General features: G+C 71.0%; 21 protein-coding genes and 1 riboswitch. Of the genes, 16 read left to right on the forward strand and 5 right to left on the reverse strand.

Translation table 11 applies throughout. The features are described from left to right. The first annotated feature begins 493 nt into the window (after nt 1-493). From coxB to H181DRAFT_RS10570, 4 genes are all read left to right on the forward strand, one after another. Nucleotides 494-1432 (forward strand): aa3-type cytochrome oxidase subunit II, encoded by a 939-nt coding sequence (gene coxB / locus H181DRAFT_RS10555; RefSeq protein WP_045864095.1) that lies wholly within the window; start codon nt 494-496, stop codon nt 1430-1432. Next, complete coding sequence (gene ctaD / locus H181DRAFT_RS10560) at nt 1429-3165, forward strand: aa3-type cytochrome oxidase subunit I (RefSeq protein WP_045864096.1); 1737 nt, start codon at nt 1429-1431, stop codon at nt 3163-3165. Before coxB ends, ctaD begins: the two co-directional genes overlap by 4 nt. Beyond that, entirely contained in the window at nt 3162-3560 is a 399-nt protein-coding gene (locus tag H181DRAFT_RS10565; protein ID WP_045864097.1) for a cytochrome c oxidase subunit 4, read from the forward strand. The genes ctaD and H181DRAFT_RS10565 overlap by 4 nt, the downstream gene beginning before the upstream one ends. 113 nt (nt 3561-3673) lie before the next feature. After that, a complete protein-coding gene (locus H181DRAFT_RS10570) occupies nt 3674-4927 on the forward strand; it encodes a L,D-transpeptidase (RefSeq protein WP_045864098.1) in 1254 nt (417 codons plus the stop codon). A gap of 76 nt (nt 4928-5003) precedes the next feature. Here H181DRAFT_RS10570 and H181DRAFT_RS10575 read toward each other — a convergent pair whose 3' ends face one another. Continuing rightward, a complete protein-coding gene (locus H181DRAFT_RS10575) occupies nt 5004-5420 on the reverse strand; it encodes a hypothetical protein (protein ID WP_045864099.1) in 417 nt (138 codons plus the stop codon). Between the two features lie 226 nt (nt 5421-5646). Here H181DRAFT_RS10575 and H181DRAFT_RS10580 point away from each other — a divergent pair, with 226 nt between their 5' ends. The 6 genes from H181DRAFT_RS10580 (at nt 5647) to H181DRAFT_RS10605 (ending at nt 13206) form a co-directional block, all read left to right on the forward strand. Further along, the gene (locus H181DRAFT_RS10580; RefSeq protein ID WP_045864100.1) at nt 5647-6267 is read left to right on the forward strand and encodes an aa3-type cytochrome oxidase subunit III; all 621 of its coding nucleotides are present in this window, start codon (nt 5647-5649) and stop codon (nt 6265-6267) included. A gap of 88 nt (nt 6268-6355) precedes the next feature. Next, nucleotides 6356-7168 (forward strand): cytochrome bc1 complex diheme cytochrome c subunit, encoded by an 813-nt coding sequence (locus H181DRAFT_RS10585; protein WP_045864101.1) that lies wholly within the window; start codon nt 6356-6358, stop codon nt 7166-7168. Further along, a complete protein-coding gene (locus tag H181DRAFT_RS10590; RefSeq protein ID WP_045864102.1) occupies nt 7165-8232 on the forward strand; it encodes a cytochrome bc1 complex Rieske iron-sulfur subunit in 1068 nt (355 codons plus the stop codon). Before H181DRAFT_RS10585 ends, H181DRAFT_RS10590 begins: the two co-directional genes overlap by 4 nt. Continuing rightward, complete coding sequence (locus H181DRAFT_RS10595; RefSeq protein ID WP_045864103.1) at nt 8229-9863, forward strand: cytochrome bc1 complex cytochrome b subunit; 1635 nt, start codon at nt 8229-8231, stop codon at nt 9861-9863. Before H181DRAFT_RS10590 ends, H181DRAFT_RS10595 begins: the two co-directional genes overlap by 4 nt. 313 nt (nt 9864-10176) lie before the next feature. Next, entirely contained in the window at nt 10177-11271 is a 1095-nt protein-coding gene (trpD, locus tag H181DRAFT_RS10600) for an anthranilate phosphoribosyltransferase (RefSeq protein WP_045864104.1), read from the forward strand. A gap of 142 nt (nt 11272-11413) precedes the next feature. After that, a riboswitch (SAM riboswitch) is annotated at nt 11414-11534 on the forward strand. Between the two features lie 220 nt (nt 11535-11754). Beyond that, complete coding sequence (locus tag H181DRAFT_RS10605) at nt 11755-13206, forward strand: aminotransferase class V-fold PLP-dependent enzyme (protein ID WP_045864105.1); 1452 nt, start codon at nt 11755-11757, stop codon at nt 13204-13206. Nucleotides 13207-13213: 7 nt separating this feature from the next. Here the strand turns inward: H181DRAFT_RS10605 and H181DRAFT_RS10610 are convergent, their stop codons facing one another. Both H181DRAFT_RS10610 and H181DRAFT_RS10615 read right to left on the reverse strand, forming a co-directional pair. Beyond that, a complete protein-coding gene (locus tag H181DRAFT_RS10610) occupies nt 13214-13495 on the reverse strand; it encodes an Lrp/AsnC family transcriptional regulator (protein ID WP_045864106.1) in 282 nt (93 codons plus the stop codon). Next, entirely contained in the window at nt 13492-14184 is a 693-nt protein-coding gene (locus tag H181DRAFT_RS10615; RefSeq protein ID WP_254666787.1) for a rhomboid family intramembrane serine protease, read from the reverse strand. The genes H181DRAFT_RS10610 and H181DRAFT_RS10615 overlap by 4 nt, the downstream gene beginning before the upstream one ends. 170 nt (nt 14185-14354) lie before the next feature. Here H181DRAFT_RS10615 and H181DRAFT_RS10620 point away from each other — a divergent pair, with 170 nt between their 5' ends. Next, the gene (locus H181DRAFT_RS10620; RefSeq protein WP_045864107.1) at nt 14355-14594 is read left to right on the forward strand and encodes a hypothetical protein; all 240 of its coding nucleotides are present in this window, start codon (nt 14355-14357) and stop codon (nt 14592-14594) included. A 177-nt stretch (nt 14595-14771) separates the two neighbouring features. Next, nucleotides 14772-16073: an NYN domain-containing protein gene (locus H181DRAFT_RS10625; RefSeq protein WP_045864378.1), complete on the forward strand. Its 1302-nt coding sequence runs from the start codon at nt 14772-14774 to the stop codon at nt 16071-16073. Between the two features lie 143 nt (nt 16074-16216). On the opposite strand, the gene H181DRAFT_RS10630 is transcribed toward H181DRAFT_RS10625, so the two are convergent. Beyond that, entirely contained in the window at nt 16217-16807 is a 591-nt protein-coding gene (locus H181DRAFT_RS10630; protein WP_045864108.1) for a TetR/AcrR family transcriptional regulator, read from the reverse strand. Between the two features lie 93 nt (nt 16808-16900). Here H181DRAFT_RS10630 and H181DRAFT_RS10635 point away from each other — a divergent pair, with 93 nt between their 5' ends. The 4 genes from H181DRAFT_RS10635 to H181DRAFT_RS10650 all read left to right on the forward strand — a co-directional run bounded on the left by H181DRAFT_RS10635 (nt 16901) and on the right by H181DRAFT_RS10650 (nt 22655). Next, complete coding sequence (locus tag H181DRAFT_RS10635) at nt 16901-18358, forward strand: amidase (RefSeq protein ID WP_045864109.1); 1458 nt, start codon at nt 16901-16903, stop codon at nt 18356-18358. A 382-nt stretch (nt 18359-18740) separates the two neighbouring features. Then, the gene (locus H181DRAFT_RS10640; RefSeq protein WP_045864110.1) at nt 18741-19772 is read left to right on the forward strand and encodes a C40 family peptidase; all 1032 of its coding nucleotides are present in this window, start codon (nt 18741-18743) and stop codon (nt 19770-19772) included. 319 nt (nt 19773-20091) lie between these two features. After that, nucleotides 20092-21150 carry a C40 family peptidase gene (locus tag H181DRAFT_RS10645; protein ID WP_045864111.1) on the forward strand — a complete coding sequence of 353 codons (1059 nt, stop codon included), beginning with the start codon at nt 20092-20094 and terminating at the stop codon, nt 21148-21150. Between the two features lie 119 nt (nt 21151-21269). After that, nucleotides 21270-22655: a hypothetical protein gene (locus H181DRAFT_RS10650; RefSeq protein ID WP_139131697.1), complete on the forward strand. Its 1386-nt coding sequence runs from the start codon at nt 21270-21272 to the stop codon at nt 22653-22655. On the opposite strand, the gene H181DRAFT_RS10655 is transcribed toward H181DRAFT_RS10650, so the two are convergent. After that, complete coding sequence (locus H181DRAFT_RS10655; protein WP_078895648.1) at nt 22612-24072, reverse strand: glycosyltransferase family 87 protein; 1461 nt, start codon at nt 24070-24072, stop codon at nt 22612-22614. The genes H181DRAFT_RS10650 and H181DRAFT_RS10655 overlap by 44 nt on opposite strands. Nucleotides 24073-24085: the final 13 nt, after the last annotated feature.

The following is a 24085-nucleotide window of genomic DNA, read 5'->3' on the forward strand; positions in this document are numbered from 1 at the left end:
CAGGAACGCTAACCCCGTTCCCCGGCTGCCCGCCCGGACCGCCGCCGGTCCGCGCCGTCCACGGCGTACCCGCCGGTGCGTGACACGGCGCCCCGGCGCGAGCGTATCGACGCCGCGTCAGTGGCGACGGACGGCGCGCTGCGGGTCCTTTCCTTGGCGCACAGCGCTCCGCAGTGGCGCCGCCGCGCCGCCGCACTCGCGTCCCAACGCCGCTTCCCCCGCGCGGTCTTCGCCGCCCCGCCCGGCGGCCGGACCGCCTTCCACTGCTGGCAGGGGCCCCGCGACGTGTTGGGGACCCTCCCCGCAGACGTCCGGGAACGGTCCAGTAAGGTTTGCTCCGCATCAACATCCAAACCCCTGCCCGCGCCAGGGGCCCGCGCCCGACCTGCAACGGCCGAGCCCGGATGGGCGGGCGAGACTCTCGGGAAGGCGCTACGTGAGTCCCAACGGCTCCGACCTCCCCCACCGCCCGACGGGCGGGGGCGGTACCCCCATGTCGCGGCGCCCGATGCGGCGGAAGCTGCAGCAGGCGCTCGCCGCGGGCCTGGTCCTGGCGACCGCCACCGGTTGCACTTCCAAGGACTTCCCCCGCCTCGGCATGCCCACTCCGGTCACGGACGAGGCCCCTCGGATCCTCTCCCTCTGGCAGGGGTCGTGGGCCGCGGCGCTCGCTGTGGGCGTACTGGTCTGGGGCCTGATCCTGTGGAGCGTCGTCTTCCACCGGCGCACCAGGACCAAGGTGGAGGTCCCCCCGCAGACGCGGTACAACATGCCCATCGAGGCCCTGTACACGGTGGTGCCCATCATCATCGTGGCGGTGCTCTTCTACTTCACCGCGCGGGACGAGACCAAGCTCCTGGCGACCACCCAGAAGCCGGCGCACGTCGTCAACGTCGTCGGCTACCAGTGGAGCTGGGGCTTCAACTACATCGAGGACGTGGACGGCAAGACCTCCACCTCCAACACCGAGGACAAGGAACTCTTCGCCATCCCGGACAGGATGGCGAAGAGCTTCCCCAAGGGTGCCGAGGGCGTCTACGCGGTGGGCACTCCGGGTGAGAAGAACCCCCAGACCGGCAACCCGGGTCCCACGCTCTGGCTGCCGAAGGGCGAGAAGGTCCAGTTCATCCTGACCTCCCGCGACGTCATCCACTCGTTCTGGGTGGTGCCGTTCCTGATGAAGCAGGACGTCATCCCCGGCCACGTGAACCGCTTCGAGGTGACCCCCAGCAAGGAGGGCACCTACATGGGCAAGTGCGCCGAACTGTGCGGCGTCGACCACTCCCGGATGCTTTTCAACGTCAAGGTCGTCTCCCCGGAGCGCTACCAGAAGCACCTGGAGGACCTGGCCGAGAAGGGCCAGACCGGCTACATCCCGTCGGGCACCGCCACCACGGGCGGCGCCAAGAATGCGGAGACGAATAACCCGTGAGCATCCTCAACGACACCAAGGGTGCCGCCACGACGGCTGAGGCAGCACCGCCCGTACGACAGAAGACGCCCGGAGCCATGGTGGTCGACTGGCTGACCACCACGGACCACAAGAAGATCGGGACGCTGTACTTCGTCACGTCCTTCGCCTTCTTCTGCATCGGCGGCGTCATGGCGCTCCTGATGCGCGCCGAACTCGCCCGTCCCGGCTCCCAGGTGATGTCGAACGAGCAGTTCAACCAGGCGTTCACCATGCACGGCACGATCATGCTGCTGATGTTCGCGACGCCGCTCTTCGCGGGCTTCGCGAACTGGATCATGCCGCTGCAGATCGGCTCGCCCGACGTGGCGTTCCCGCGGCTGAACATGCTGGCGTACTGGCTGTACCTCTTCGGTTCGCTGATCGCCGTCGGCGGCTTCCTCACCCCGCAGGGCGCCGCGGACTTCGGCTGGTTCGCCTACTCGCCGCTCTCGGACGCGATCCGCTCGCCCGGCATCGGCGCCGACCTGTGGATCATGGGCCTCGCGCTCTCCGGCTTCGGCACCATCCTCGGCTCGGTCAACTTCATCACCACGATCATCTGCATGCGCGCACCCGGCATGACGATGTTCCGCATGCCGATCTTCACCTGGAACGTGCTGCTCACCGGTGTGCTGGTGCTGCTGGCCTTCCCGGTGCTCGCCGCCGCGCTCTTCGCGCTGGAGGCCGACCGGAAGTTCGGTGCCCACGTCTTCGACGCCGCCAACGGCGGGCCACTGCTGTGGCAGCACCTGTTCTGGTTCTTCGGGCACCCAGAGGTGTACATCATCGCGCTGCCGTTCTTCGGCATCGTCTCGGAGATCATCCCCGTCTTCAGCCGCAAGCCGATGTTCGGCTACATCAGCCTCATCGCGGCGACCATCGCCATCGCCGGCCTCTCGGTGACGGTCTGGGCGCACCACATGTACGTCACCGGAGGAGTGCTGCTGCCCTTCTTCGCCTTCATGACGTTCCTGATCGCGGTACCGACGGGCGTGAAGTTCTTCAACTGGATCGGCACGATGTGGAAGGGCTCCTTGTCCTTCGAGACGCCGATGCTGTGGACGATCGGCTTCCTGGTCACGTTCCTCTTCGGCGGACTGACCGGCGTCATCCTGGCCTCGCCCCCGATGGACTTCCACGTCTCCGACACCTACTTCGTGGTGGCGCACTTCCACTACGTCGTGTTCGGCACGGTGGTCTTCGCGATGTTCGCCGGCTTCCACTTCTGGTGGCCGAAGTTCACCGGAAAGATTCTCGACGAGCGCCTCGGCAAGATCACCTTCTGGACGCTCTTCGTCGGATTCCACGGCACTTTCCTCGTGCAGCATTGGCTGGGTGTCGAGGGCATGCCGCGCCGCTATTCGGACTACCTCGCGGCCGACGGCTTCACCGCGCTGAACACCCTGTCGACGATCAGCTCCTTCCTGCTGGGCCTGTCGATCCTGCCGTTCCTGTACAACGTCTGGAAGACGGCCAAGCACGGCAAGAAGGTCGAGGTCGACGACCCGTGGGGCTACGGCCGTTCGCTCGAATGGGCGACGAGCTGCCCGCCCCCGCGGCACAACTTCCTCTCGCTGCCGCGCATCCGTTCCGAGTCGCCGGCCTTCGACCTGCACCACCCTGAGGTCGCGGCCCTCGACCAGCTCGGAGAGTACGAGGCGAAGGGCCAGGGCGAGGAGAGGATCATCAGCGGCAAGGAGAGCGGAAAGTGAAGATCCAGGGCAAGATTTTCCTCGGCCTGGCCGTCTTCCTGCTGGCCACGGCGATCGTCTACGGCGCCTGGTCGAAGGAGCCCGTCGGCACGACGGGCCTGTTCCTCGCCTTCGGGCTCGCGGTGATGATCGGCTACTACCTGGCGTTCACCGCGCGCCGCGTGGACGCCGGGGCGCAGGACAACAAGGAGGCCGACGTCGCGGACGACGCCGGCGAGCTGGGCTTCTTCAGCCCGCACAGCTGGCAGCCGCTCACCCTCGGCCTCGGTGCCGCCTTCGCCTTCCTGGGCGTCGCCTTCGGATGGTGGCTGGTGTACGTCTCGGCGCCGGTGCTGCTCGTCGGCCTGTTCGGCTGGGTCTTCGAGTACTACCACGGCGAGAACCGCACTCAGTAAGGTTCGCGGCAGAGGCAGTCTGCAGACGGGTCGGCTCCTGGAGTTCTCCGGGGGCCGACCCGTTTGCCTGCGCCCAACAGGCCCAAGAGCGCGTCAGTTCCTACCTTGGGCCTATGAATCACTCATCGAAGGCAAAGCGCCGGATTTCAGCAGGATGTGCCCTCACGCTCGCCCCGCTCGCGGTGGGCCTGACCTCGTGCGCCGGAAGCGACGGCAACCCGCTCGCGGGAGCCCCGTACGACGCCGGCAACCAGATTTCGGTGAGCGCGGGTGAGGAGGGGAGCACGATAGACCCCTCGCGCCCGCTGAAGGTGACCTCCAACGAAGGGCGAATAGCCGACGTCACCGCGGTCGACACGGCAGGCCGCCACCTCAGCGGCAAGCTCTCCGAGGACGGCACCAAGTGGCAGAGCACCTCCCCGCTGGCCGCGGGCGTGCGCTACACGGTCCGCATCAGCACCGAGAACGGCGACGGCGAGCAGGGCCGCCGCACCCTGAACTTCCAGACCAAGCCCGCACACGCGAAGCGCCTCGGGGTCACCTTCGGCCCGGACAGCGGGACGTACGGCGTGGCCCAGCCCGTGACGGCGGAGCTGAGCCACAAGATCAAGAGCCCCGCCCAGCGCCGCATCGTGGAGCGCGCGCTGACCGTCAAGTCCAGCCCCCGCGTCGAGGGCTCCTGGCACTGGGTGGACAGCAAGGAGCTGCACTACCGCCCCAAGGAGTACTGGCCCGCGCACTCCACCGTCAGCGTCAGCAGCCGCCTGAAGGGCCTCAAGATCCGCAAGGGACTCTACGGGGACAAGGCCAAGTCGCTGCGGCTGAAGACGGGCGACCGCGTCGAGGCCTTCGCCGACGCTTCCGGGCTGAGCATGAAGGTCAAGAAGGACGGCAGGACGATCAAGGAGATCCCGATCACCACCGGGAAGCCGGGCTTCGAGACCCGCAACGGAACCAAGGTGGTCCTGGGCCGCGAGTCGTTCGTCCGCATGCGCAGCAGCAGCGTCGGCATCGGCGGCGGGGAGTCCTACGACCTCGGCGTCCACTGGGCCACCCGGCTGACCTGGAGCGGGGAGTACGTGCACGCGGCGCCCTGGTCGTCCGGCTCGCACGGCGTCTCCAACAGCAGCCACGGGTGCACGGGCATGAGCACCGGCAACGCCGAGTGGTTCTTCAACCTCGTGCGTCCGGGTGTTCCCGTGACGCACTCCAACTCCGACGGCGAGCAGATGGCCGCCTTCGGCAACGGCTTCGGGGACTGGAACCTGTCCTGGAAGAAGTGGAAGGAGGGAAGCTCACTACGCCCCGGCGCCCAGGACAGCGGCGGCAGCACCGCCGACGTCAGCAGGCTCCGCCCCCAGGTCTGAGGGCGGCGCTCTGACAGCAGCCGGCCCCGGGGCGCGCGTCGCCCCGGGGCCGGCTCACGGCTGTACGGTCATCCGTTCACAGCGGCTGGACCTCGGCCTCCGCGCCGTTCTTCTCGCGCAGGAGGTCCGCCAGCGCACCGGCGAGGGCGACGGGGTCGATGGGGTGGGAGACGGCGCGCTCCGCGCGGCTCCAGGAGGCGAGCCAGGCGTCCTGGGGGCGTCCGATGAGGAGCAGGACGGGCGGGCAGTCGAAGATCTCGTCCTTGATCTGCCGGCAGACGCCCATGCCGCCGGCGGGTGCGGTCTCGCCGTCCAGGACGCACACGTCGACGTGCTGCTTCTCCAGCGTGCTCAGGAGGGCGGGCAGCGTCGCGCACTCGATGTACTCGACGGCGGGCACGTCGGAGGCAGGCCGGCGGCCTGCGGCGAGCCGGACCTGCTCGCGGGTGTTGGCGTCGTCGCTGTAGACCAGCACCGTGGCGGTCGGCTGCATTGTTCCTCCGCTTGAAGGTCTCGCACGTTTTCACGTCGGGGGCGGCGGGAACCGTCCCCGGTTCGGGCGTCCGCGGCAAGTGGAGCCGCTGCGCGGATGTTACTCCCTCGCTCCTTCGCCCAACACCGGCGCATACGCCCGCGGAAGCCCTTGCCACGGCGCCCCGGGCCGCCCGGACACACCGAACGGGACCCCGGCAGTAAGGGCCGGATGAGCGACCGACATAATGTCGATCGTGGCGACAGCAACTGCAGTAGAAACAGGGCACGCGCACCCGTCGGTCAACCGGCCGAACCTCACCAGCGTCGGAACCATCATCTGGCTGAGTTCCGAGCTGATGTTCTTCGCGGCCCTCTTCGCGATGTACTTCACCCTGCGGTCCGTGACGGGTGCGGACTTCTGGAAGGAACATGCCGAGGCGCTGAACATCCCGTTCTCGGCGACGAACACCACGATTCTGGTGCTCTCCTCGCTCACCTGCCAGCTCGGCGTGTTCGCCGCCGAGCGCGGTGACGTGAAGAAGCTCCGTGCGTGGTTCATCGTCACGTTCGTGATGGGCGCCGTCTTCATCGGCGGCCAGGTCTTCGAATACACGGAGCTGGTCGAGAAGGACGGCATCTCGCTCTCCTCGGACCCCTACGGCTCGGTGTTCTACCTGACCACCGGCTTCCACGGGTTGCACGTCACGGGCGGGCTCATCGCGTTCCTGCTCCTGCTCGGCAGGACGTACGCGGCCAAACGCTTCACGCATCAGCAGGCCACTGCGGCCATCGTCGTGTCCTACTACTGGCACTTCGTCGATGTCGTCTGGATCGGCCTCTTCGCCACGATCTACCTGATCAAGTAACCGGTCGGGCGACGTCCGGGCCCGTCCCGGACAGTGACAGACACCAAAAGCAGCATCGACGCAGAAGATCCTGACACCGGGGTAATCCGTGAAAAAGCTCTCCGCACGACGGCGCCATCCGCTGGCGGCGCTCGTCGTCCTACTCTTCGCGCTGGCGGCCACCGGGGGGCTGTACGCCGCGTTCGCCCCCGCAGGCGAAGCGAAGGCCGAACAGGCCTCGAGCCAGTCCCTCGCCATCGAAGAGGGCAAGAAGCTCTACGCCACCGGCTGCTCCAGTTGCCACGGGACGGGCGGCCAGGGCACCAGCGACGGCCCGAGCCTCGTGGGTGTCGGGTCGGCTGCTGTGGACTTCCAGGTCGGCACCGGCCGCATGCCCGCGCAGCAGCCGGGCGCACAGGTGCCGGAGAAGAAGAAGATCTACAGCCAGGACGAGATCAACCAGCTCGCCGCGTACGTCGCTTCGCTGGGCTCCGGTCCTGTCACGCCCACCAAGGACCAGTACGACCCGAGCGGCGCCGACATCGCCAACGGCGGCCAGCTCTTCCGTACGAACTGCGCCCAGTGCCACAACTTCACGGGTGAGGGCGGCGCTCTCACGCACGGCAAGTACGCCCCGGGTCTCGAGGACGTCACGCCCAAGCATGTCTACGAGGCCATGCAGACGGGCCCGCAGAACATGCCGTCCTTCCCGGACAAGGTGATGCCCGAGAAGGACAAGCGCGACATCGCCGCCTACCTGAAGACGGTGAACAGCAAGGACTCCGAGCAGCCCGGCGGCTACAAGCTGGGCGGCCTCGGGCCGGTGGCCGAGGGCCTGTTCGCCTGGATCTTCGGGCTCGGTGCGCTCATCGTCGTCGCCGTCTGGGTCGCGGCTCGTACCGCAAAGGCCAGGAAGTCATGAGCGAGACTGGATCACACGAGAACGTGTCTGACGAGAAGCTGCCGAGCGCGCAGGAGAACGGTCACGGCGCGGTGGCCACGGCGGACGATCCGTTCGCCGACCCCGGTATGCCGCCGCACGAGCCCCGCGTCCAGGACGTCGACGAGCGGGCGGCCAAGCGCTCCGAGCGCGTCGTCGCGATGCTCTTCACGGCGTCGATGCTGGCCACGGTGGGCTTCATCGCGAGCTTCGTGGCCATTCCGGTCGACAAGTTCGTGTACATCTGGCCGATCGGCAACATCGGCGCGCTGAACTTCGCGCTCGGCACGACGCTGGGCGTCGCCCTCTTCTGCATCGGCGCGGGCGCGGTCCACTGGGCGCGCACCCTGATGTCGGACCACGAACTGGTCGACGAGCGGCACCAGATCGCCGCCGAGCCGGACACCCGGGCGAAGGTCATGGAGGACTTCCGCCAGGGAGCCAAGGAGTCCGCCCTCGGGCGGCGTCCGCTCATCCGGCGGACGATGTTCGGTGCGCTGGCGCTCGTCCCGTTGTCCGGTGTCGTACTCCTGCGCGACCTCGGGCCGCTGCCCGAGGACAAGCTCGAGCACACCCTGTGGTCCAAGGGCAAGCTGCTGGTCAACGAGAACACGCACGAGCCGCTCCGCCCCGAGGACATCACCGTCGGTTCCCTGACGTTCGCCATGCCGGAGGGCCTGGAGGAGCACGACGAGGAGTTCCAGAAGGAGATCGCCAAGGCGGCCCTGATGCTCGTCCGCCTCGAGCCCGAGGACATCAAGGACAAGCGGGAGCTGGACTGGTCCCACGAGGGGATCGTGGCCTACTCCAAGATCTGTACGCACGTCGGCTGCCCTGTCAGCCTGTACGAGCAGCAGACGCACCACGTGCTCTGCCCGTGCCACCAGTCGACCTTCGACCTGTCGGACGGTGCGCGAGTGATCTTCGGTCCGGCCGGCCACGCGCTGCCGCAGCTCAAGATCAGCGTCAACAACGATGGATTCCTCGAAGCTCAGGGCGACTTCGAAGAACCCGTGGGCCCCGCCTACTGGGAGCGTCGAGCATGAGTACTACAAGCGAGAGCACCGCCACGAAGAAGCAGGCACCCGCTGGTGAACGGGTCGCCGACTGGGCGGACGGCCGGCTGGGCATCTACAGCCTCGCCAAGGCCAACATGCGCAAGATCTTCCCGGACCACTGGTCCTTCATGCTGGGTGAGGTCGCGCTCTACAGCTTCATCATCATCATCCTCACGGGCGTGTACCTGACGCTGTTCTTCCACCCGTCGATGAACGAGGTGGAGTACCACGGCAGTTACGTGCCGATGCAGGGCGTGCTGATGTCGGAGGCGTTCGCCTCCACGCTGGACATCAGCTTCGACGTGCGCGGCGGTCTGCTGGTGAGGCAGATCCACCACTGGGCGGCGCTGATCTTCCTCGGCGCGATGTTCGTCCACATGATGCGCGTCTTCTTCACCGGCGCTTTCCGCAAGCCGCGTGAGATCAACTGGCTGTTCGGCTTCCTGCTGTTCGTGCTGGGCATGTTCACCGGCTTCACCGGCTACTCCCTGCCGGACGACCTGCTCTCGGGCACCGGCGTGCGGTTCATGGAGGGCGCGGTCCTGTCCGTGCCGATCGTCGGCACGTACCTGTCGATGTTCCTCTTCGGCGGCGAGTTCCCCGGGCACGACTTCGTCGCGCGGTTCTTCTCCGTCCACGTGCTGCTGCTGCCGGGGATCATGCTGGGCCTGCTGGTGGCCCACCTGATCCTGGTCTTCTACCACAAGCACACGCAGTTCGCGGGCCCCGGCCGTACGAACAAGAACGTCGTCGGAATGCCGCTGCTGCCGGTCTACATGGCCAAGGCGGGAGGCTTCTTCTTCCTCGTCTTCGGCGTCATCTCCGTCATCGCGGCGACGTTCACCGTCAACCCGATCTGGGTGCTCGGCCCGTACCGTCCGGACCAGGTGTCGACCAACGCGCAGCCCGACTGGTACATGGGCTTCTCCGAGGGGCTGATCCGCGTCATGCCCGGCTGGGAGATCCATCTGTGGGACCACACGCTCGTACTGGGCGTCTTCATCCCGCTGATGGTCTTCCCGCTCGTGCTCGCCGCGATCGCCGTCTACCCGTTCATCGAGTCCTGGGTGACGGGCGACAAGCGGGAGCACCACATCGCGGACCGGCCGCGGAACGCCCCGACCCGTACGGCCTTCGGATGCGCCTGGATCGCCTGGTACACCGTCATGCTGATCGGCGGCGGCAACGACCTGGTGGCGACGCACTTCGACCTGTCGATCAACGCCATCACCTGGTTCGTGCGCATCGCCTTCTTCGTGGTGCCGGTCGTGGTCTTCTTCGTCACCCGGCGGATCTGCCTGGGGCTGCAGCGAAGGGACAAGGAGAAGGTGCTGCACGGACGCGAGTCCGGCATCATCAAGCGGCTCCCGCACGGCGAGTTCGTCGAGGTGCACGAGCAGCTCTCCCAGGAGCAGCTGCACACGCTCACGGCGCACGAGCAGCACAAGCCGTACGAGATCGGCCCGGAGACCGACGAGAACGGCGTCCAGCGCAAGGTGGGCCGCGCCCAGAAGCTGCGCGCCCGGTTCTCGAAGGGCTACTACGGCGAGCAGGCTCAGATCCCGAAGCCGACCGCCGAGGAGTACCGGGAGATCACCAGCGGCCACGGCCACCACTGAGGTACCGCTGCTCCGAGCGGGCAGCGCAGCGTCGCACACGAGGGGCCGGGCTTCCCAGAGGGGAGCCCGGCCCCTCGGGCGTGCGGAAGGCGTACGGCCGGCCTGATGGGTCGCGGCCCGATCCGGGTGATGTCCTGGTCGGGGCGTCAGGCGGCTAGGGTGGGGTCGGCCGGGATGCACGCACAGCGGAGCCGCCCGGCCGAGTCCCCCGCCGTGCCTCGTGGTTCGTGCCCGGTCGCGTTCGCTGCCTGCGTGAGCCTCCGGCACCGGGGTGGACGTCCGTTCTCCGCGTTGCAGGACCTCAGGAGGGATCATGAGTGCCGTTCCGTCTGCCGGCTCTCCCGCCCCCAGCGCCTCCGGCCTGGGAGCTGCCCCCGGGGGTTCCCACACCTGGCCGGACGTACTGACCTCGCTGCTCGCCGGGGAGGACCTGGGCGCCGACGCCACCGCCTGGGCGATGGACCGCATCATGCGGGGGGAGGCAAGCGACGCGCAGATCGCCGGTTTCGCGGTGGCGCTGCGGGCGAAGGGCGAGACGGTCGACGAGATCACCGGTCTCGTACGGGCCATGTACGCGCATGCCAACGTGATCGAGGTCCCCGGGCCCACGGTCGACATCGTCGGTACCGGCGGCGACCGCGCGAAGACGGTGAACATCTCGACGATGTCCGCCATCGTGGTCGCGGGCTGCGGCGCGAAGGTCGTCAAGCACGGCAACCGCGCGGCCTCCAGCGCCAGCGGCGCGACGGACGTTCTGGAGAAGCTGGGCGTCAATCTGGAGTTGACTCCGCAGCGTGTCGCCGAGGTGGCCTCGGAGGCGGGCATCACCTTCTGCTTCGCCGTGAAGTTCCACCCGTCGCTGCGCCATGTGGCCAACGCCCGCGGTGAGTTGGGCATCCCCACCTCGTTCAACTTCCTCGGCCCGCTGACGAACCCCGCACGCGTACAGGCGCAGGCGACAGGTGTGGCGAACGCCCGGATGGCTCCCATCATGGCGGGCGTGCTCGCCGCACGCGGTTCTTCCGCGCTCGTCTTCCGCGGGGACGACGGGCTGGACGAGCTGACGACCACGGCCACGTCCACCGTGTGGGTCGTACGCGACGGCGAGGTGCGTCAACAGTCGTTCGACCCGCGTGACGTGGGCATCGACATCGTGCCGGTGGAGGCCCTGCGCGGAGCGGACGCCGCGTACAACGCGGACGTGGCGAGGCGGGTGCTCGACGGTGAGAGGGGCCCCGTGCGCGACGCGGTGCTGCTGAACTCCGCCGCGGCCCTCGTCGCCCTCGAACCGGGCGACGCACCGCTGGCCGATCAGATCCGCGCGGCGATGGCCCGGGCGGCCGAGTCCGTGGACAGCGGTGCGGCCAGGGCGTCGCTGGAGCGCTGGGTGGCCGCGAGCCACATGTGACGGCGCGGCACCGCCGTCCGGCAACCGGGCAGGGCGGGGGCTTCCGCTCTCCGGGGCAGGGCGGCGGCGCCCGTTCCGTGTGCTGTCCGCGATGCGGACGCCCGGGCGCCGTCGCGGCAGCCGTGTGCCATACTCCCGCGCAGGTCACGAGTGACAGCGATCAAGGCCCCGGCCCGCTGTCCGGCAACCCTCCTTTCCGTGGTGGGGTGCCCCGGGTGATGACCGGGCCGCATGGCAGCAAGGCCGTGCGGCAAGCACGGATCCCTCTGTCCCGCCCGCGGCGGGCAGGCCCCCGGCCAGGGATCCCTGGTCTTGAGGGAGTCCTCCGTGAGTCAGCACGTCACATCCGCAGCCCCTGCACCCGCGTTCCGCTCCTCGGCTGTGTCTTCGGTTCCCGCGGTTCCCGCGGTTCCCGCGGTTCCCGCGGGCGCCGATGCCCGTCAGGCCCGGGCCGGCGTACCGGCCGGGAGCCCTGAGTGTCCGGTGCTGCCCGTGCTCGGCCTGGACGTGCGCGTCCCGCTCGTCACGGGCGGCGAGACGACGTACGCCGCGCTGGACTACGCGGCGAGCGCCCCCGTCCTGCAGCGGGTCTGGGACGAAGTGGCCTCGTACGCCCCGTACTACGGCAGCGTGCACCGGGGCGCCGGCTATCTGTCGCAGCACTCCACGGCGCTCTTCGAGGAGAGCAGGGCGACGGTCGCGCGTTTCCTGGGCTGCCGGGAGGGCGACCGGGTCCTCTTCACCCGGTCCACGACGGATTCGCTGAACCTGCTGGCGTCCGCCGTGCCCGAGGGCACCCGCGTGTACGTCTTCGAGAGCGAGCACCACGCGGCCCTGCTGCCCTGGAGGGGGCTGTCCACGACGTGGCTCGACGCGCCCCGTTCGCCGGAACAGGCCGTCGCGGCGCTGGAGGAGCGGCTGCACGCCGAACCCGCGGGCCCGAAGCTGGTGTGCGTGACGGGGGCCTCGAACGTCACCGGCGAGATCTGGCCGGTGAGGCAGCTCGCCGACGCCGCGCACCGGCACGGCGCACGCATCGTGCTGGACGCCGCGCAGCTCGCCCCGCACCACCCCGTCGACATCGGCGAACTGGACGTCGACTGGGTCGCGTTCTCCGGGCACAAGCTGTACGCGCCGTTCGGCGCGGGCGTGCTCGCGGGCCGCTCCGACTGGCTGGACGCGGCGGAGCCGTACCTGGCAGGCGGGGGCGCCAGCCGGAGCGTCGTACGGGAACCGGGCGGCGCCGTGGAGGTGGAGTGGCAGGCCGGTCCCGCCCGGCACGAGGCGGGCTCCCCGAACGTCATCGGCGCCTACGCCGTCGCCGCCGCCTGCAGGGCGCTGGACGAGGCCGGCTTCGGCCGGCTGGTCGCCCGCGAGCGCACCCTGACCGCGAGGCTGCTGACCGCGCTGGCCGAGGTCCCCGAGGTGGAGGTGCTCTCGCTGTTCGGCGCCGGTTCGCCGGGCGAGGCCGCCGAAAGCCGGGTGGGCGTGGTGTCGTTCGTGGTGGAGGGCTGGAACAGCTCGCACTTCGCCGCCGCGCTCTCCGCGGAGTACGGCATCGGCGTGCGCGACGGCCTCTTCTGCGCGCACCCCCTCGTCCGGACGTTGCGGGGCGCCGGAAGCGAGCAGCGCGGCGGGTGCGGAGCAGGCGTCACGGGCGGCGGAGGCGACCTCGACGCGGTACGGGTCAGCTTCGGCGCGGGCACGCCGGACGAGCACGTCGAACGGTTCGTACGGGCGGTACGCGAGCTCGTGCGCAACGGGGCGCGCTGGAACTACCGCACCGTGGACGGGCGCTGCGTACCGGAGGAGCGCCCGGAGGCGGAGGAAGCGGCCGGCGGAGCTGCCGCCGGTGGCGGGGGCGCGGCGCGGGGCGGGATCGCCGGACGTACGGCACGGCCCCGCCCGGAGTCCGGAAGGGTGACGGTCTTCTGACGACCGCTCAGGAGTCGAGCCCGATCGCGAACGCCGACTCCAGGTCGTGCTGCGAGTAGGTGCGGAAGGCGATGTGGGTCTCCGTCGACCGCACCCCGGGCACCTTGCTGATCTTGCCGGGGATGATGTCCGCGAGGTCGTCGTGCTGCGCCACGCGCACGAGCGCGATCAGATCGTGGGCACCGGTGACCGAGTAGACCTCGCTGACGCTCTCCAGCGCCGCGATCTGTTCGGCGATCTCGGGGATGCGGTCGGTGCTGGTCTTGATGAGCACGATCGAGGTGATCACGGTGGGGACTCTCCCTGGGTCGCCGGGGCGGGCGTGCCCACTGTAGCCGTACGGAATCGCAGCCAGGCGTAGAGGAAGCCCAGCGTGAACCCGACGACGTGGGCGAGGTAGGCGACGCCCGGCCCGTCGCCGTCCTGCCGTGTGGCGATCCACTGCAGCGTCAGCCAGAAGACCAGCACCAGCCAGGCGGGGAAGCGCAGCGGCAGGAAGAGGAGGAAGGGGAAGAGGCTGGTCACCCGCGCCTTCGGATAGAGGTAGAGGAAGGCGCCGAGCATCCCCGAGACGGCACCGGACGCCCCGACGAGCGTCTGGCCCGAGTGGTGGTGGGCCGCCGCGTAGCAGAGCATGGCGATGTAGCCGACGGTCAGGTAGCACAGGGCGAAACGGACGGGGCCCATCCGCATCTCGACCGGGCCGCCGAAGACGTACAGGAAGAGCACGTTGCCGAGCAGGTGCAGCCAGTCCGCGTGCAGGAAGAGCGCGGTGAGAGGGGTGAGCAGCGGACGGAGAGCCGCCCTGTCCCACAGGGTGCGGGGCAGTACACCCCACTGCTGGAACCACTCGGCCTGAGCGCGGTGCAGCGAAGCACCGGTGCCGTGTACGGGCAGGAAGCCGGAGGCCGGGCTGATGAGGAAGACCAGGCAGCAGAGGGCGATGAGCGTACAGGTCAGCACGGGGCGCTTCGGCATGAGGCGGATCATGATGGCTCGGTCACCGGGCAGACTCCTCGACACACGGGGACGGGCGGCAGGTCTTAGGGTTACGGCAAGCACTGCCGCGCTTCCGTCGGGTTACCGCACGCAGGCGTACACGCACCGCACCGAAGCCCGTGAACGCTCGAAGGAATGAGGTCGAGGCAATGGCGGTCCCCGTGCCCACCGCAGGCACCCGGTGGCGCTGCACGCTGTGCGGCAACCTGACGCGCTTCGACGTGACCCGTTCGAGCAGGGTCGTGGAGTACGTCCATCTGGATCTGGCCGGTGAGTCCAGGGTCGAGGAGCAGGAGGTGCTCAGTGAGAGCATCGAGTCCGTGCGCTGCCGGTGGTGCGACACCGCCGACCAGGTCGAGCTCGTCGACCGGCCGGGCGCAGAGGTCTGAGAAACGGCAGGTGTGACGGTGGTGGAAGCGACGGGCGGCGGCGGGGAGCGTGAGCCGTCGACGTCGGATGCCGCGCCGGAGCCGCACGAGAATGCCGGGCCCGGTGCGGATGCCCGCACCGGTACGGATGCCGGTACGGGTGAGGAGGCCGGTGGGGCCTCCGGTGCCGGCGAGATCATGGACCGTCCGCTTCCCGACAGGGTGCGCCGCCGCGTGGTGGCCCTCACCGGGGACGCTCTCGGCGGGCTGACGGTCAGCGAGCTGCCCGTGCCGCTGCGCCAGTACGCCCGCTTCACCCCCCAGCGCCGCACGAAGTTCGCCGCCAACGCGATGGCCACGTCCCTGGAGAAGGACGCGGTCTTCCGCGAGCGGATCGCCGAGCAGCTGCGCGAGCGCTTCCCCGACCTGACCGAGGCGCTCTCCTCGGCGACCCCGCCGCCCGCCGCCGACCCGGTCGACGTGGCGGCGGTGGCGTACGTGCTGCGCCCGGCGGACTGGCCGAAGCTCGTCGCCGCGGCGGGCGAGGAGGCTCAGCGCGCGCAGGCCGAGCAGGCGGGGGAGGAGGCTCAGCGCGAACTCGTCCGGCTCCGGCGCGAACTGTCCGGCGCCCGCGCCGCCGCCCGTACGGAGGCGGAACGCGGACGCAGTGAACTCGAGTCGCTGCGCCGGGAGTTGGAGGCCACGCAGCGGAAGCTGCGCAGCGCGCAGAGCGACGTGAAGCGCGGCGAGGCCGCCGCGCGGAAGCTGCGGGCGGAACTGGACGAGCTGCGCTCGGCCGCCGCCGCGGAGAAGACGGCCGCGGACAGCGAGAGCCGGCGGCTGCGCACACGGCTCGCCGAGACCGAGGCGGCGCTGGAGGCGGGGCGCCGGGCCGCGCGTGAAGGGCGCAGCGTCGAGGACATGCGGGTCCGTCTGCTGCTGGACACGGTCCTGGACGCCGCGCAGGGCCTGCGTCGCGAGCTGGCGCTGCCGCCGACGGAGAGCCGCCCGGCCGAGACCGTCGACGCGGTCGAGCCCGGCCGCATGACGCCGCGTGACATCGCAGCGCGCGCGCTCTCCGAGACGGACCCCGAACTCCTCGACCAGCTCCTCTCCCTTCCGCAGGCGCATCTGGTCGTCGACGGCTACAACGTCACCAAGACCGGTTATCCGACGATGCCGCTGGACAAGCAGCGGCTGCGCCTCCTCGGCGGGCTCGCCGGGCTCGCCGCGCAGTCCGGTGCCGAGGTCACCTGCGTCTTCGACGGGGCCGAACTGGCCGCGCCCGTGCTGCTCGCGCCGCCGCGGGGCGTGCGCGTGCTGTTCAGCAAGCCGGGGCAGATCGCGGACGAGCTGATCCGCCAGCTCGTGCGGGCGGAGCCGCCGGGCCGTCCGGTGGTGGTCGTCTCCTCCGACCGCGAGGTGGCGGACGACAGCGCGGCGGCGGGCGCCCGGCCCGTGGCGTCGGCGCTTCTGCTGCGGCGCCTCGGGCGTACGTGACGGCCCGCCGGGCAGGCCGGCGGCCGGGCGGGCGTGCTCTCGTACTCGCGTCGCGGTGAGCAGCCGCCGGCGGCCCGTTCCCGGCGCTGTCGAACTGTTTCTTGGGGCTTTCGCCGTGAACCCGGCGCCGTGCAGCGGGCCGTTCACCCGCCGGGTGCGTCGTCCCACAGGCTCCGCAGGTGGGCGTCGAGCGCTTCCCGCGCGGCTTCCTCGCTGAGGTGGCCGACGAGCACGTGCGTGGTGAGGCCGTCGGCGAGCGCCAGCAGTGTGCGGGCCTGGACGTGCGGGTCCGCCGTTCCTGTGGCCTCCCGCAGCAGAGCCGCCACCGTTTCGTGGAACTGCGCGTAGCCGGACCGCAGTTCGGCGGCGAGCGGGGGGCTCACCGCGGCCTTCGCGACGAACGCGAGCCAGACGCGTGCCTCTCCGCGGTTCTCCTCCCGCAGCAGCGACATCTCGGAGAGGGCGTGGCCGAGAGCGGACCTGACCGACTGCGCAGGGCTGCTCGCGAGCCGCACGTCGCTTCGGGCCCGGACGCGCGCACCGACGTGCCGTACGGCGAAGACGAGCATCTGCTCCTTCGTGGCGAAGCAGCGCTGGACGGCTCCCATGGAGACCCCGGCACGGGCGGCCACGTCCCGGAGCGTGACGCCCTCCAGCCCGTTCTCGTCGGCGAGCAGGCACACCGCTTCCGCGATCCGGGAGCGCCTGCGTTCGTGGTCGACCTGCCTCGGCACGGCTTCCGCTCCTCCGCTGTTATTCCGATGCGCTCGTATCACTTCGAGAGTACCGTTCCGATGCGAGCGCATCGGAACGAGTGGGAGGACTCCATGGACGAGGCCACGGACGGCTGGTGGGCGCAGCCGGCGGAGCGTCAGGCGGCAGCCGTGCGGGACGGCGAGGTCCCGGCCGCGGAGATCGTCGAGAGCCATCTGGCGCGCATCGCCCGGACCGGCCCCGCGGTGAACGCGATCACCCGGCTGCTGGCGGAGAGCGCCCGCAGGGACGCGGCGGAAGTGGACCGCCGGTGTGCGCGGGGCGGCGACCCGGGTCCGCTCGCCGGGGTGTGCTTCACCGTGAAGGAGAGCATCGCCGTCGGCGGCGTGCCCACCACGCACGGGGCCGTCCGGTTGCGGAACCTCGTGGCGGAGCGCGACGCGCCGCCCGTGGCGCGCCTGCGGGCCGCGGGGGCAATCCCGATCGGGCACAGCAACATGCCGACGCTCACGCTGGCGGGCATGCATCCCCGCAGCGAGCTCTTCGGGGAGACGCTCAACCCGTGGGACCCGGCCCGCACCCCCGGCGGCTCCAGCGGCGGCGACGGAGCCGCGGTGGCCTGCGGCATGGCCGGGCTGGGGCTCGGCAACGACGCGGGCGGATCCGTACGCGTCCCGGCCTCCTTCTGCGGTGTCGCCGGTCTGAAGCCGACGCAGGGCCGGTTCGCCGCGGATCACCGGATGGGCCCGGACGATCCGCCTCCCGGTGCCCAGCAGATCGTCGTCGACGGCCCGTTGGCGCGCACCGTCGCGGATCTGCGGCTGGCCTTCGAGGTGCTGGCGGGCGCCGACGTCTCCGATCCGCGTGCGGTGCCCGTCCCGGTGCGGGGCGAACCCCTCGACGGGCCGGTGCGCGTGGCGGTCGTCGCCGACCCGGGCGGCCTGGGCGTCCACCCCGAGGTGCGGCGGGCGGTCGGGCGCGCCGAGGCCGCGCTGGCGGACGCCGGTTACGCGGTCGAGAGGGTCGAGGACGTGCCGAGGCTGGCGGAGACCGTCGAGGCGTACGGGAGCTGGCTGATGACGGAGTTCGCGCAGTCGTGGGCGGCTGTCGCGCCGCTGCTCGGGGAGGGCGGCCGCCGCTACATCGAGATGAGCATGGGGCGCACCGCGCCGGCCGGACTCGAGGAGTACATGCGTCTCGTGGGCCTGCGGCTGAGCATCCGGCGTTCGTGGGCGTACTTCCTGGACCGCTACCCCCTCGTCCTGGGCCCGGTCTTCACCGAGCCGCCGGTCGAGCCCGGCCTGGAGTCCCGCGACGAGGCGGGGCACCAACTCGTCACCTCCGCGATGCGCTTGTGCACGGCCACCAGCTTCGCCGGCCTCCCCGCCGTGGCGGTCCCCACCGGGCTCGCCGGTGAACTCCCCACGGGAGTACAGGTGATCGGCCGCCCGTACCGGGAGGACACGTGCCTCGACGCGGCGGCCGCCGTCGAGGCACGGCTGGGGGTGCTGACGCCCCTCGACCCCCGTCCCCGCAGGAGTTCCAGCAGCGGTGCGGAGGCAACGAGTTGAAGGTCACATCCGGAGTGGGGGAAGGGGCCCCCGGCAGGCGGGCGAAGGGGGTGGGACCGGCGGGATGCGTGGGGCTGCCGCACACCCGTGAACAGCGAGTGAAGGTCAACACCGGGGTGGCGGGAGTCTGTTAGCACCACTGCGTGACACCCCCATCGCTCGCTGTGCGAGCTGAGTAAAGAATCCGGTTGTGTGACGGGTTTTTTCTCAGAGTGATTTGATCCGACGATTACCCGTGGCTAATGTCTGGCCCCGAACCTCCGCGAGGTTGACGTCCATCCGGGGCGGCAGCGGAGGACCGCCTCTCTCCACCGAGCCGCCCGGCGAGGTGGGGCCGGAGTGTCAGTCCGGCAGGCGGCTGAGGAAGAAGGAGCTCGCCCCAGTGGCGTCCCACCGTCGTCCCAAGCAGCCCCGCCGCACTCGTCGCGTGTCCGTGCTCACTGCGACCGCCGCAGCGGCCGTCGCCCTCACCACGCAGGCGGCGCAAGCCGAACCCAAGGCCTCCGAGAAGGAGGTCAAGGAGAAGGTCGACAAGCTCTACGAGGACGCCGAAGGCGCGACGGAGAAGTACAACGGCGCCAAGGAGAAGCAGAAGAAGCTGGAAGAGCAGGTCGACAACCTGCAGGACAGCGTGGCGCGCGGTCAGGACGACCTCAACGACATGCGCAACGGCCTCGGTTCGATGGCCACCGCGCAGTACCGCACCGGCGGCGTGGACCCGTCCGTGCAGCTCTTCCTCTCCTCCGACCCGGACAGCTACCTCGACAAGGCCTCCACGCTCGACCAGTTGAGCACCAAGCAGGCCGAGGCGCTGAAGAAGATCCAGGGCAAGCAGCGCGACCTGGCGCAGCAGCGCAAGGAAGCCTCGGACAAGCTCGAGGACCTCGCCGACACCCGCAAGGAGCTCGGCGAGAAGAAGAAGAAGATCCAGGACAAGCTCTCCGAGGCGCGCAAGCTCCTCAACACCCTCACGGCGGACGAGCGTGCGCGCCTCGCCGCGCAGCAGGCGCGCGCCGACCGCGCGGCCAGCTCGCGCGTCGACCTCGGCAGCGACGCCTCCGCCTCGCAGCGCGCCGCCGCCGCGCTCTCCGCGGCCAAGAGCAAGATCGGCGCGCCGTACGTGTGGGGCGCCACCGGCCCGAGCTCGTTCGACTGCTCCGGGCTCACCTCCTGGGCGTACAACCAGGCCGGCGTCTCGCTGCCCCGCATATCCCAGGACCAGGCGAAGGCCGGAACCCAGATCGGCCGCGGTCAACTCGCCCCCGGCGACCTGGTCATCTTCTACGGCGACCAGCACCACGTCGGCTTCTACGCGGGCAACGGCCAGATCCTGCACGCCCCGAAGCCCGGCGCCGGTGTGCGCTACGAGTCGATCAACAACATGCCCTTCCAGTTCGGCGTGCGGATCGGCTGACCGCTTCTCCGGCTCCTTCCTCCCCGGCAGGCACCCAGGACGTCAGCACAGGCGCCCCGCAGTGTCGTTCGTCCGGGTGATGGCGAATGTGCCGTGATGACCCTCGACCCCGTCGGTGACCTGCGTCATCGGCGGGGTCGGCGCGTTCCGGCCGACTTCCGTGCCGCGCGCGGTGCGTGAATCCTTCCTGGCTGTGCGGCTAGATTCGCCGCGCAGTTCGACCAGGGTGTGTGCTGAAGCCGCTCCGGCAGCCCGGCAGGGCGCTCGACGCAGGCGCGGAACCTTCAGGACATGCCCTCACGGAAGGAGCACGTCCGCAGTGGTCTCGTACAGGTCCCACCGAAAACCCGCCAGGCCCGGCGGCAGTTGGCCTACGAGGGTCGTCCTCCTCACCGCGGTCGCGGGTGCCGCCGCCGCGCTCACTCCCGCGGCTCCCGCGGGTGCCAGCCCCGACGACGGCCCCGGCGGGGCTTCCTCGGCACGCGCCGCGGGCGCTCGCATCGACAGGCTCTACGAAGAGGCCGAGAAGTCCACGGAGAAGTACAACGCGGCTGCCGAGCGCACCGCCGAACTGCGCGAGCAGGTCGAGTACGCCCAGGCGCGGGCCGCGCGCCGGCAGGCCCAAGTGAACCGGCTGCGCGCGGCGCTGGCCTCCTTCGCGGGCGCGCAGTACCGCTCGGGCGGCGTCGACCCGGGCGTCGCGCTGATGCTCACCGCGGACCCGGACGGCTACCTCGACAAGGCCGCCACGCTCGACCGCATCGGAAGCCGCCAGCACGAGAAGCTGACGCGGCTGCGCAGCGCACAGCGCTCGCTCAAGCAGCAGCGGGCCGAGGCGGGCATGAAGCTCGCCGAACTGGAGCGCCGCCGCGCGGACTTGAAGCGGCACAAGACGGCGGTGCAGAAGCGGCTGTCGGCGGCACGGAAACTCCTCGACGAGCTCACGCCGGAACAGCGCGAGGAGCGCGAGCGCGCGTCCCGGGCCCGCGGACGCGGGGAGTCCGTCCCGTCCGGCGGCGGCGGGGCGTCCTCGAACCGCGCCGCGGCCGCGGTGGCCGCCGCCCGGTCCGCCGTCGGCCTGCCGTACGTCTGGGGCGCCGCCGGGCCCCGGTCCTTCGACTGCTCCGGACTGACGCAGTGGGCGTACGGCAGGGCGGGCATGTCGATCCCGCGTACGTCGCAGGGCCAGCGCTCGGCCGGACGGCAGGTGCCGCTGAGCCAGGCCCGCCCCGGCGACCTGGTGATCTACCGCGACGACGCGAGCCACGTGGGAATGTACGTGGGGGACGGCCAGGTCGTGCACGCTCCGCATCCGGGCGCCCAGGTGCGCTACGACCCGGTGGGCATGATGCCGGTCTCCGCCGTCACCCGCCCCTGACCAGGGCGTCGTACAGGACCGTTCCCGTCGCCCCGTTCCACGGCCCTTTCCCGTCGCCCCGGCCCTGTACGGACACCTGACGCGGGCCCCGTCCCGGCGCCGCCCGTACGATCGACGGCGTGGGCGGTCCTGGGCAGTGGCATGACGCGTGCGGCGATGCGGCCGTGGCCGTGGGCAGCACGCCCGGGCGGCGCGGCGCGGGCGGTTCGCGGGCCGCGGCACCGCGTGGTGGCCTGGGGGCCGTCGCACCGGTCGTGACGGCGGCGGTGCTGGTGGCGGCCTGCGGCTGCGGACCGGCCGGGTCCGGGGACGGCGCGGACCGCGAACGCGCGGAGATCCAGCGCGTACTGGAGCGGCAGGCGACGGCCGTACGCAGTGGTCACGAGAAGCGGTACGAGGCGGAGATCGATCCGCGCGCCGAGCGCTACCGCGCGGCGCAGCGCGAGGTGTTCGGCAACTTGCAGCGGCTGCGGCTCACGCAGTGGACCTACCGGCTCCACGGGCTGCGGCACACGGACGGCAGCGGGCCGGACGAAGCCGGCGGGGGGAAAGGCGGCCGCGTCGAGGCACAGGTGCGGCTTAGGTACCGGCTGCGCGGCGACGACCGCGCACCCGTCACCGCCACCGAGCGGCTCGCCTTCGTCGAGCGCGGCGGGCGGTGGTACGTGAGCGGCGAACTGCCGCGCAGCGACGTGCAGTTGTGGGAGCAGGGCGAGCTGTCCGTGGTGCGGGGGGACCGCAGCTCGGTGCTCGGAGTCGGCCGCTCCAAGGAGGACCTGCGCCGGCTGGCCCAGGACGCGGACCGCGCGGTCTCCCGGGTCGAGGAGGTGTGGCCGCGCCCCTGGCCGGACCGCGTCGTGGTGGAGGCTCCGGCGTCGCTGCGGCGCATGGCCCAGCTGCTCGACGCGCCCGCCTCGTCGTACGAGGGCATCGCGGCGGTCACCACGGGGGACGCGGGCGAGTCCCAGAACGCCCCCGCGGACCGCATCGTGGTCAACCCCGAGGCGTACGGCGAACTGAGCGAGGAGGGACGCCAGGTCGTCGTCACCCACGAGACGGTGCACGTCGCCTCCCGGACCCACACGGGCCGCCTCACGCCCATGTGGCTCTCCGAGGGGCTCGCCGACTGGATCGGCTACCGCGGGACCGGCCGTACGCCGAGGAGCGCCGCCGCGGAGCTCGTACGCGCCGCGGAGGCGGGCGAGCTGCCGCAGGAGCTGCCCTCGGACCGCGACTTCAAGTTCGGCAACGACCCGGAGAGGCTGGGACGGGCCTACGAGAGCGGCTGGCTCGCGTGTCTGTTCATCGCGGAGGAGTGGGGCGAGGAGAAGCTGCTGGACTTCTACCTTCGTGTGGGGGATGCCGGCGACTCCGGCAGTTCCGGCAGCCCCTCGCCGGAGGAGGAGCGCGCCGCCGCGGACAAGGCCATGCGGGCTGAACTGGGCCTGACGCTGGACGATTTCACTGAGCGGTGGCGCTCGTACGTGCGCGCCGAACTGTCGTGACGCCCCCGGTCCCGGCTCCGGCGCCCTCACGGGCCGTGTCCTGTGCCGTTCCGGGCCGCGTCGTGCGCCACAGGCGCAGGCACGCGAGCAGCGAGGCGGCCACCAGCAGGCCGTTGCGCACCACCAGCAGCGCGACGCCCTGCCAGTCGCTGGCGACGACGTGGCCGAAGCCCAGCGGGAACTCCAGCAGCGTCACACCCGTGGCGGCCAGCACCAGCACGGACGGCAGCACCTGGCGGCTGGCGCGCAGCGTCAGGCAGACCGCGGCCAGGCCCACCAGCCAGATCATGTACTGAGGGCTGATGACGCGGCTTGTCGTCGTGAAGAGCAGTACCGCGGTCAGCGCGGCGTCGGCGGGCGTGGAGGGGGTCCACTTCACGGCGCGGAGCCGCCACAGCAGGAGCCAGGCGAAGGCCGCGCCGGTGAGGAGCAGCGCGGCGTCGCTGACGAGGTTCACGTGGGGGCCGATGAACTCCATCGAGCCGTAGTTGAGCAGGACCTGCCCCTCCCATCCGAACTGCCGTGCCACGTGGAAGACGAGGGCGCCCAGCGACTCCACCTCGGTGCCCCGGTCCTGCTGGAAGTCGAGGAAGGCGAGTGAGCCCGGCATCGACCAGGCGAAGACGCCGAGGACGAGCGTGCCGGTGACGAGCGCGCTCGTCCACGTCGCGCGCGACGCGCGGCCGCGCGGGGTGCCGAGCAGCAGCAGGGCCGGCCACACCTTCAGCAGCGCCCCGAACGCCGTCAGTGCTCCGGCGGTCCTCGGATGCCGGGCCGCCGCGAACAGCGCCGCCACGGCCACCGCGGTGACCATCAGGTCGTAGCGGGCGTACGAGGTGGGGCCGAGGAGCGCGACCCCGGCGACCCAGCCCCACACCCCGGCCCGGCGCCTGCCCGGGCGCGATGAGGAACGCACCAGCACGGCCAGTACGACGGCGTCCGCTGCGCACGCCAGCAGGTAGAAGGCGGACGGGTAGTCGAGGAAGGGCAGGAGCGCGGGGGAGAGCACCGCGAGGGCCGCGGCCGGCGGGTACTGCCAGGTGACGTCGTCGTGCGGGAAGGTACCGGCCCGCAGCACGTCGAACCAGCCCTGGTAGATCGCCTCGACGTCGTTCGTGAAGTCCGGGCCGGGCAGCGTGAACACCTTGAAGGCGCACAGCAGCAGCACCGTGCGGGTCGCGGCCCACACCGCGAGGGGCGCGACGAGGGGGTGGGTGGGGCGGAAGGGCCGTGCGAGGAGCCCGGAACCGCTCCGGTCGCTCCCGTCCCGGCCGGACCGGCCGTCCCCTCTCCGGTGTGCGCCCGCGCCGCCTCTGCCGCCGGGGGAGCGGCGTGCGCCGCCGGTCACGTGCGCCCCCGTGGCGGCCGCGTCGTCGTCCGCCGGCTGCGGGGTGCTCGCTGTCGTGCTGTCCGTCATGTCCGCCCTGTCG

The organism is Streptomyces sp. WMMB 714, assembly GCF_900090125.1.
Classification (GTDB): domain Bacteria; phylum Actinomycetota; class Actinomycetes; order Streptomycetales; family Streptomycetaceae; genus Streptomyces; species Streptomyces daqingensis.

What these genes read in the sequence shown, in the direction of transcription:
- trpD (WP_045864104.1), top strand. Translation starts at nt 10,177, where the DNA reads ATGAGTGCCGTTCCGTCTGCCGGCTCTCCCGCCCCCAGCGCCTCCGGC.
- H181DRAFT_RS10615 (WP_254666787.1), bottom strand. Translation starts at nt 14,184, where the DNA reads ATGCCGAAGCGCCCCGTGCTGACCTGTACGCTCATCGCCCTCTGCTGC.
- H181DRAFT_RS10655 (WP_078895648.1), bottom strand. Translation starts at nt 24,072, where the DNA reads ATGACGGACAGCACGACAGCGAGCACCCCGCAGCCGGCGGACGACGAC.
- H181DRAFT_RS10635 (WP_045864109.1), top strand. Translation starts at nt 16,901, where the DNA reads ATGGACGAGGCCACGGACGGCTGGTGGGCGCAGCCGGCGGAGCGTCAG.
- H181DRAFT_RS10595 (WP_045864103.1), top strand. Translation starts at nt 8,229, where the DNA reads ATGAGTACTACAAGCGAGAGCACCGCCACGAAGAAGCAGGCACCCGCT.
- H181DRAFT_RS10570 (WP_045864098.1), top strand. Translation starts at nt 3,674, where the DNA reads ATGAATCACTCATCGAAGGCAAAGCGCCGGATTTCAGCAGGATGTGCC.
- H181DRAFT_RS10625 (WP_045864378.1), top strand. Translation starts at nt 14,772, where the DNA reads ATGGACCGTCCGCTTCCCGACAGGGTGCGCCGCCGCGTGGTGGCCCTC.
- H181DRAFT_RS10620 (WP_045864107.1), top strand. Translation starts at nt 14,355, where the DNA reads ATGGCGGTCCCCGTGCCCACCGCAGGCACCCGGTGGCGCTGCACGCTG.
- H181DRAFT_RS10580 (WP_045864100.1), top strand. Translation starts at nt 5,647, where the DNA reads ATGTCGATCGTGGCGACAGCAACTGCAGTAGAAACAGGGCACGCGCAC.
- H181DRAFT_RS10575 (WP_045864099.1), bottom strand. Translation starts at nt 5,420, where the DNA reads ATGCAGCCGACCGCCACGGTGCTGGTCTACAGCGACGACGCCAACACC.
- coxB (WP_045864095.1), top strand. Translation starts at nt 494, where the DNA reads ATGTCGCGGCGCCCGATGCGGCGGAAGCTGCAGCAGGCGCTCGCCGCG.
- H181DRAFT_RS10590 (WP_045864102.1), top strand. Translation starts at nt 7,165, where the DNA reads ATGAGCGAGACTGGATCACACGAGAACGTGTCTGACGAGAAGCTGCCG.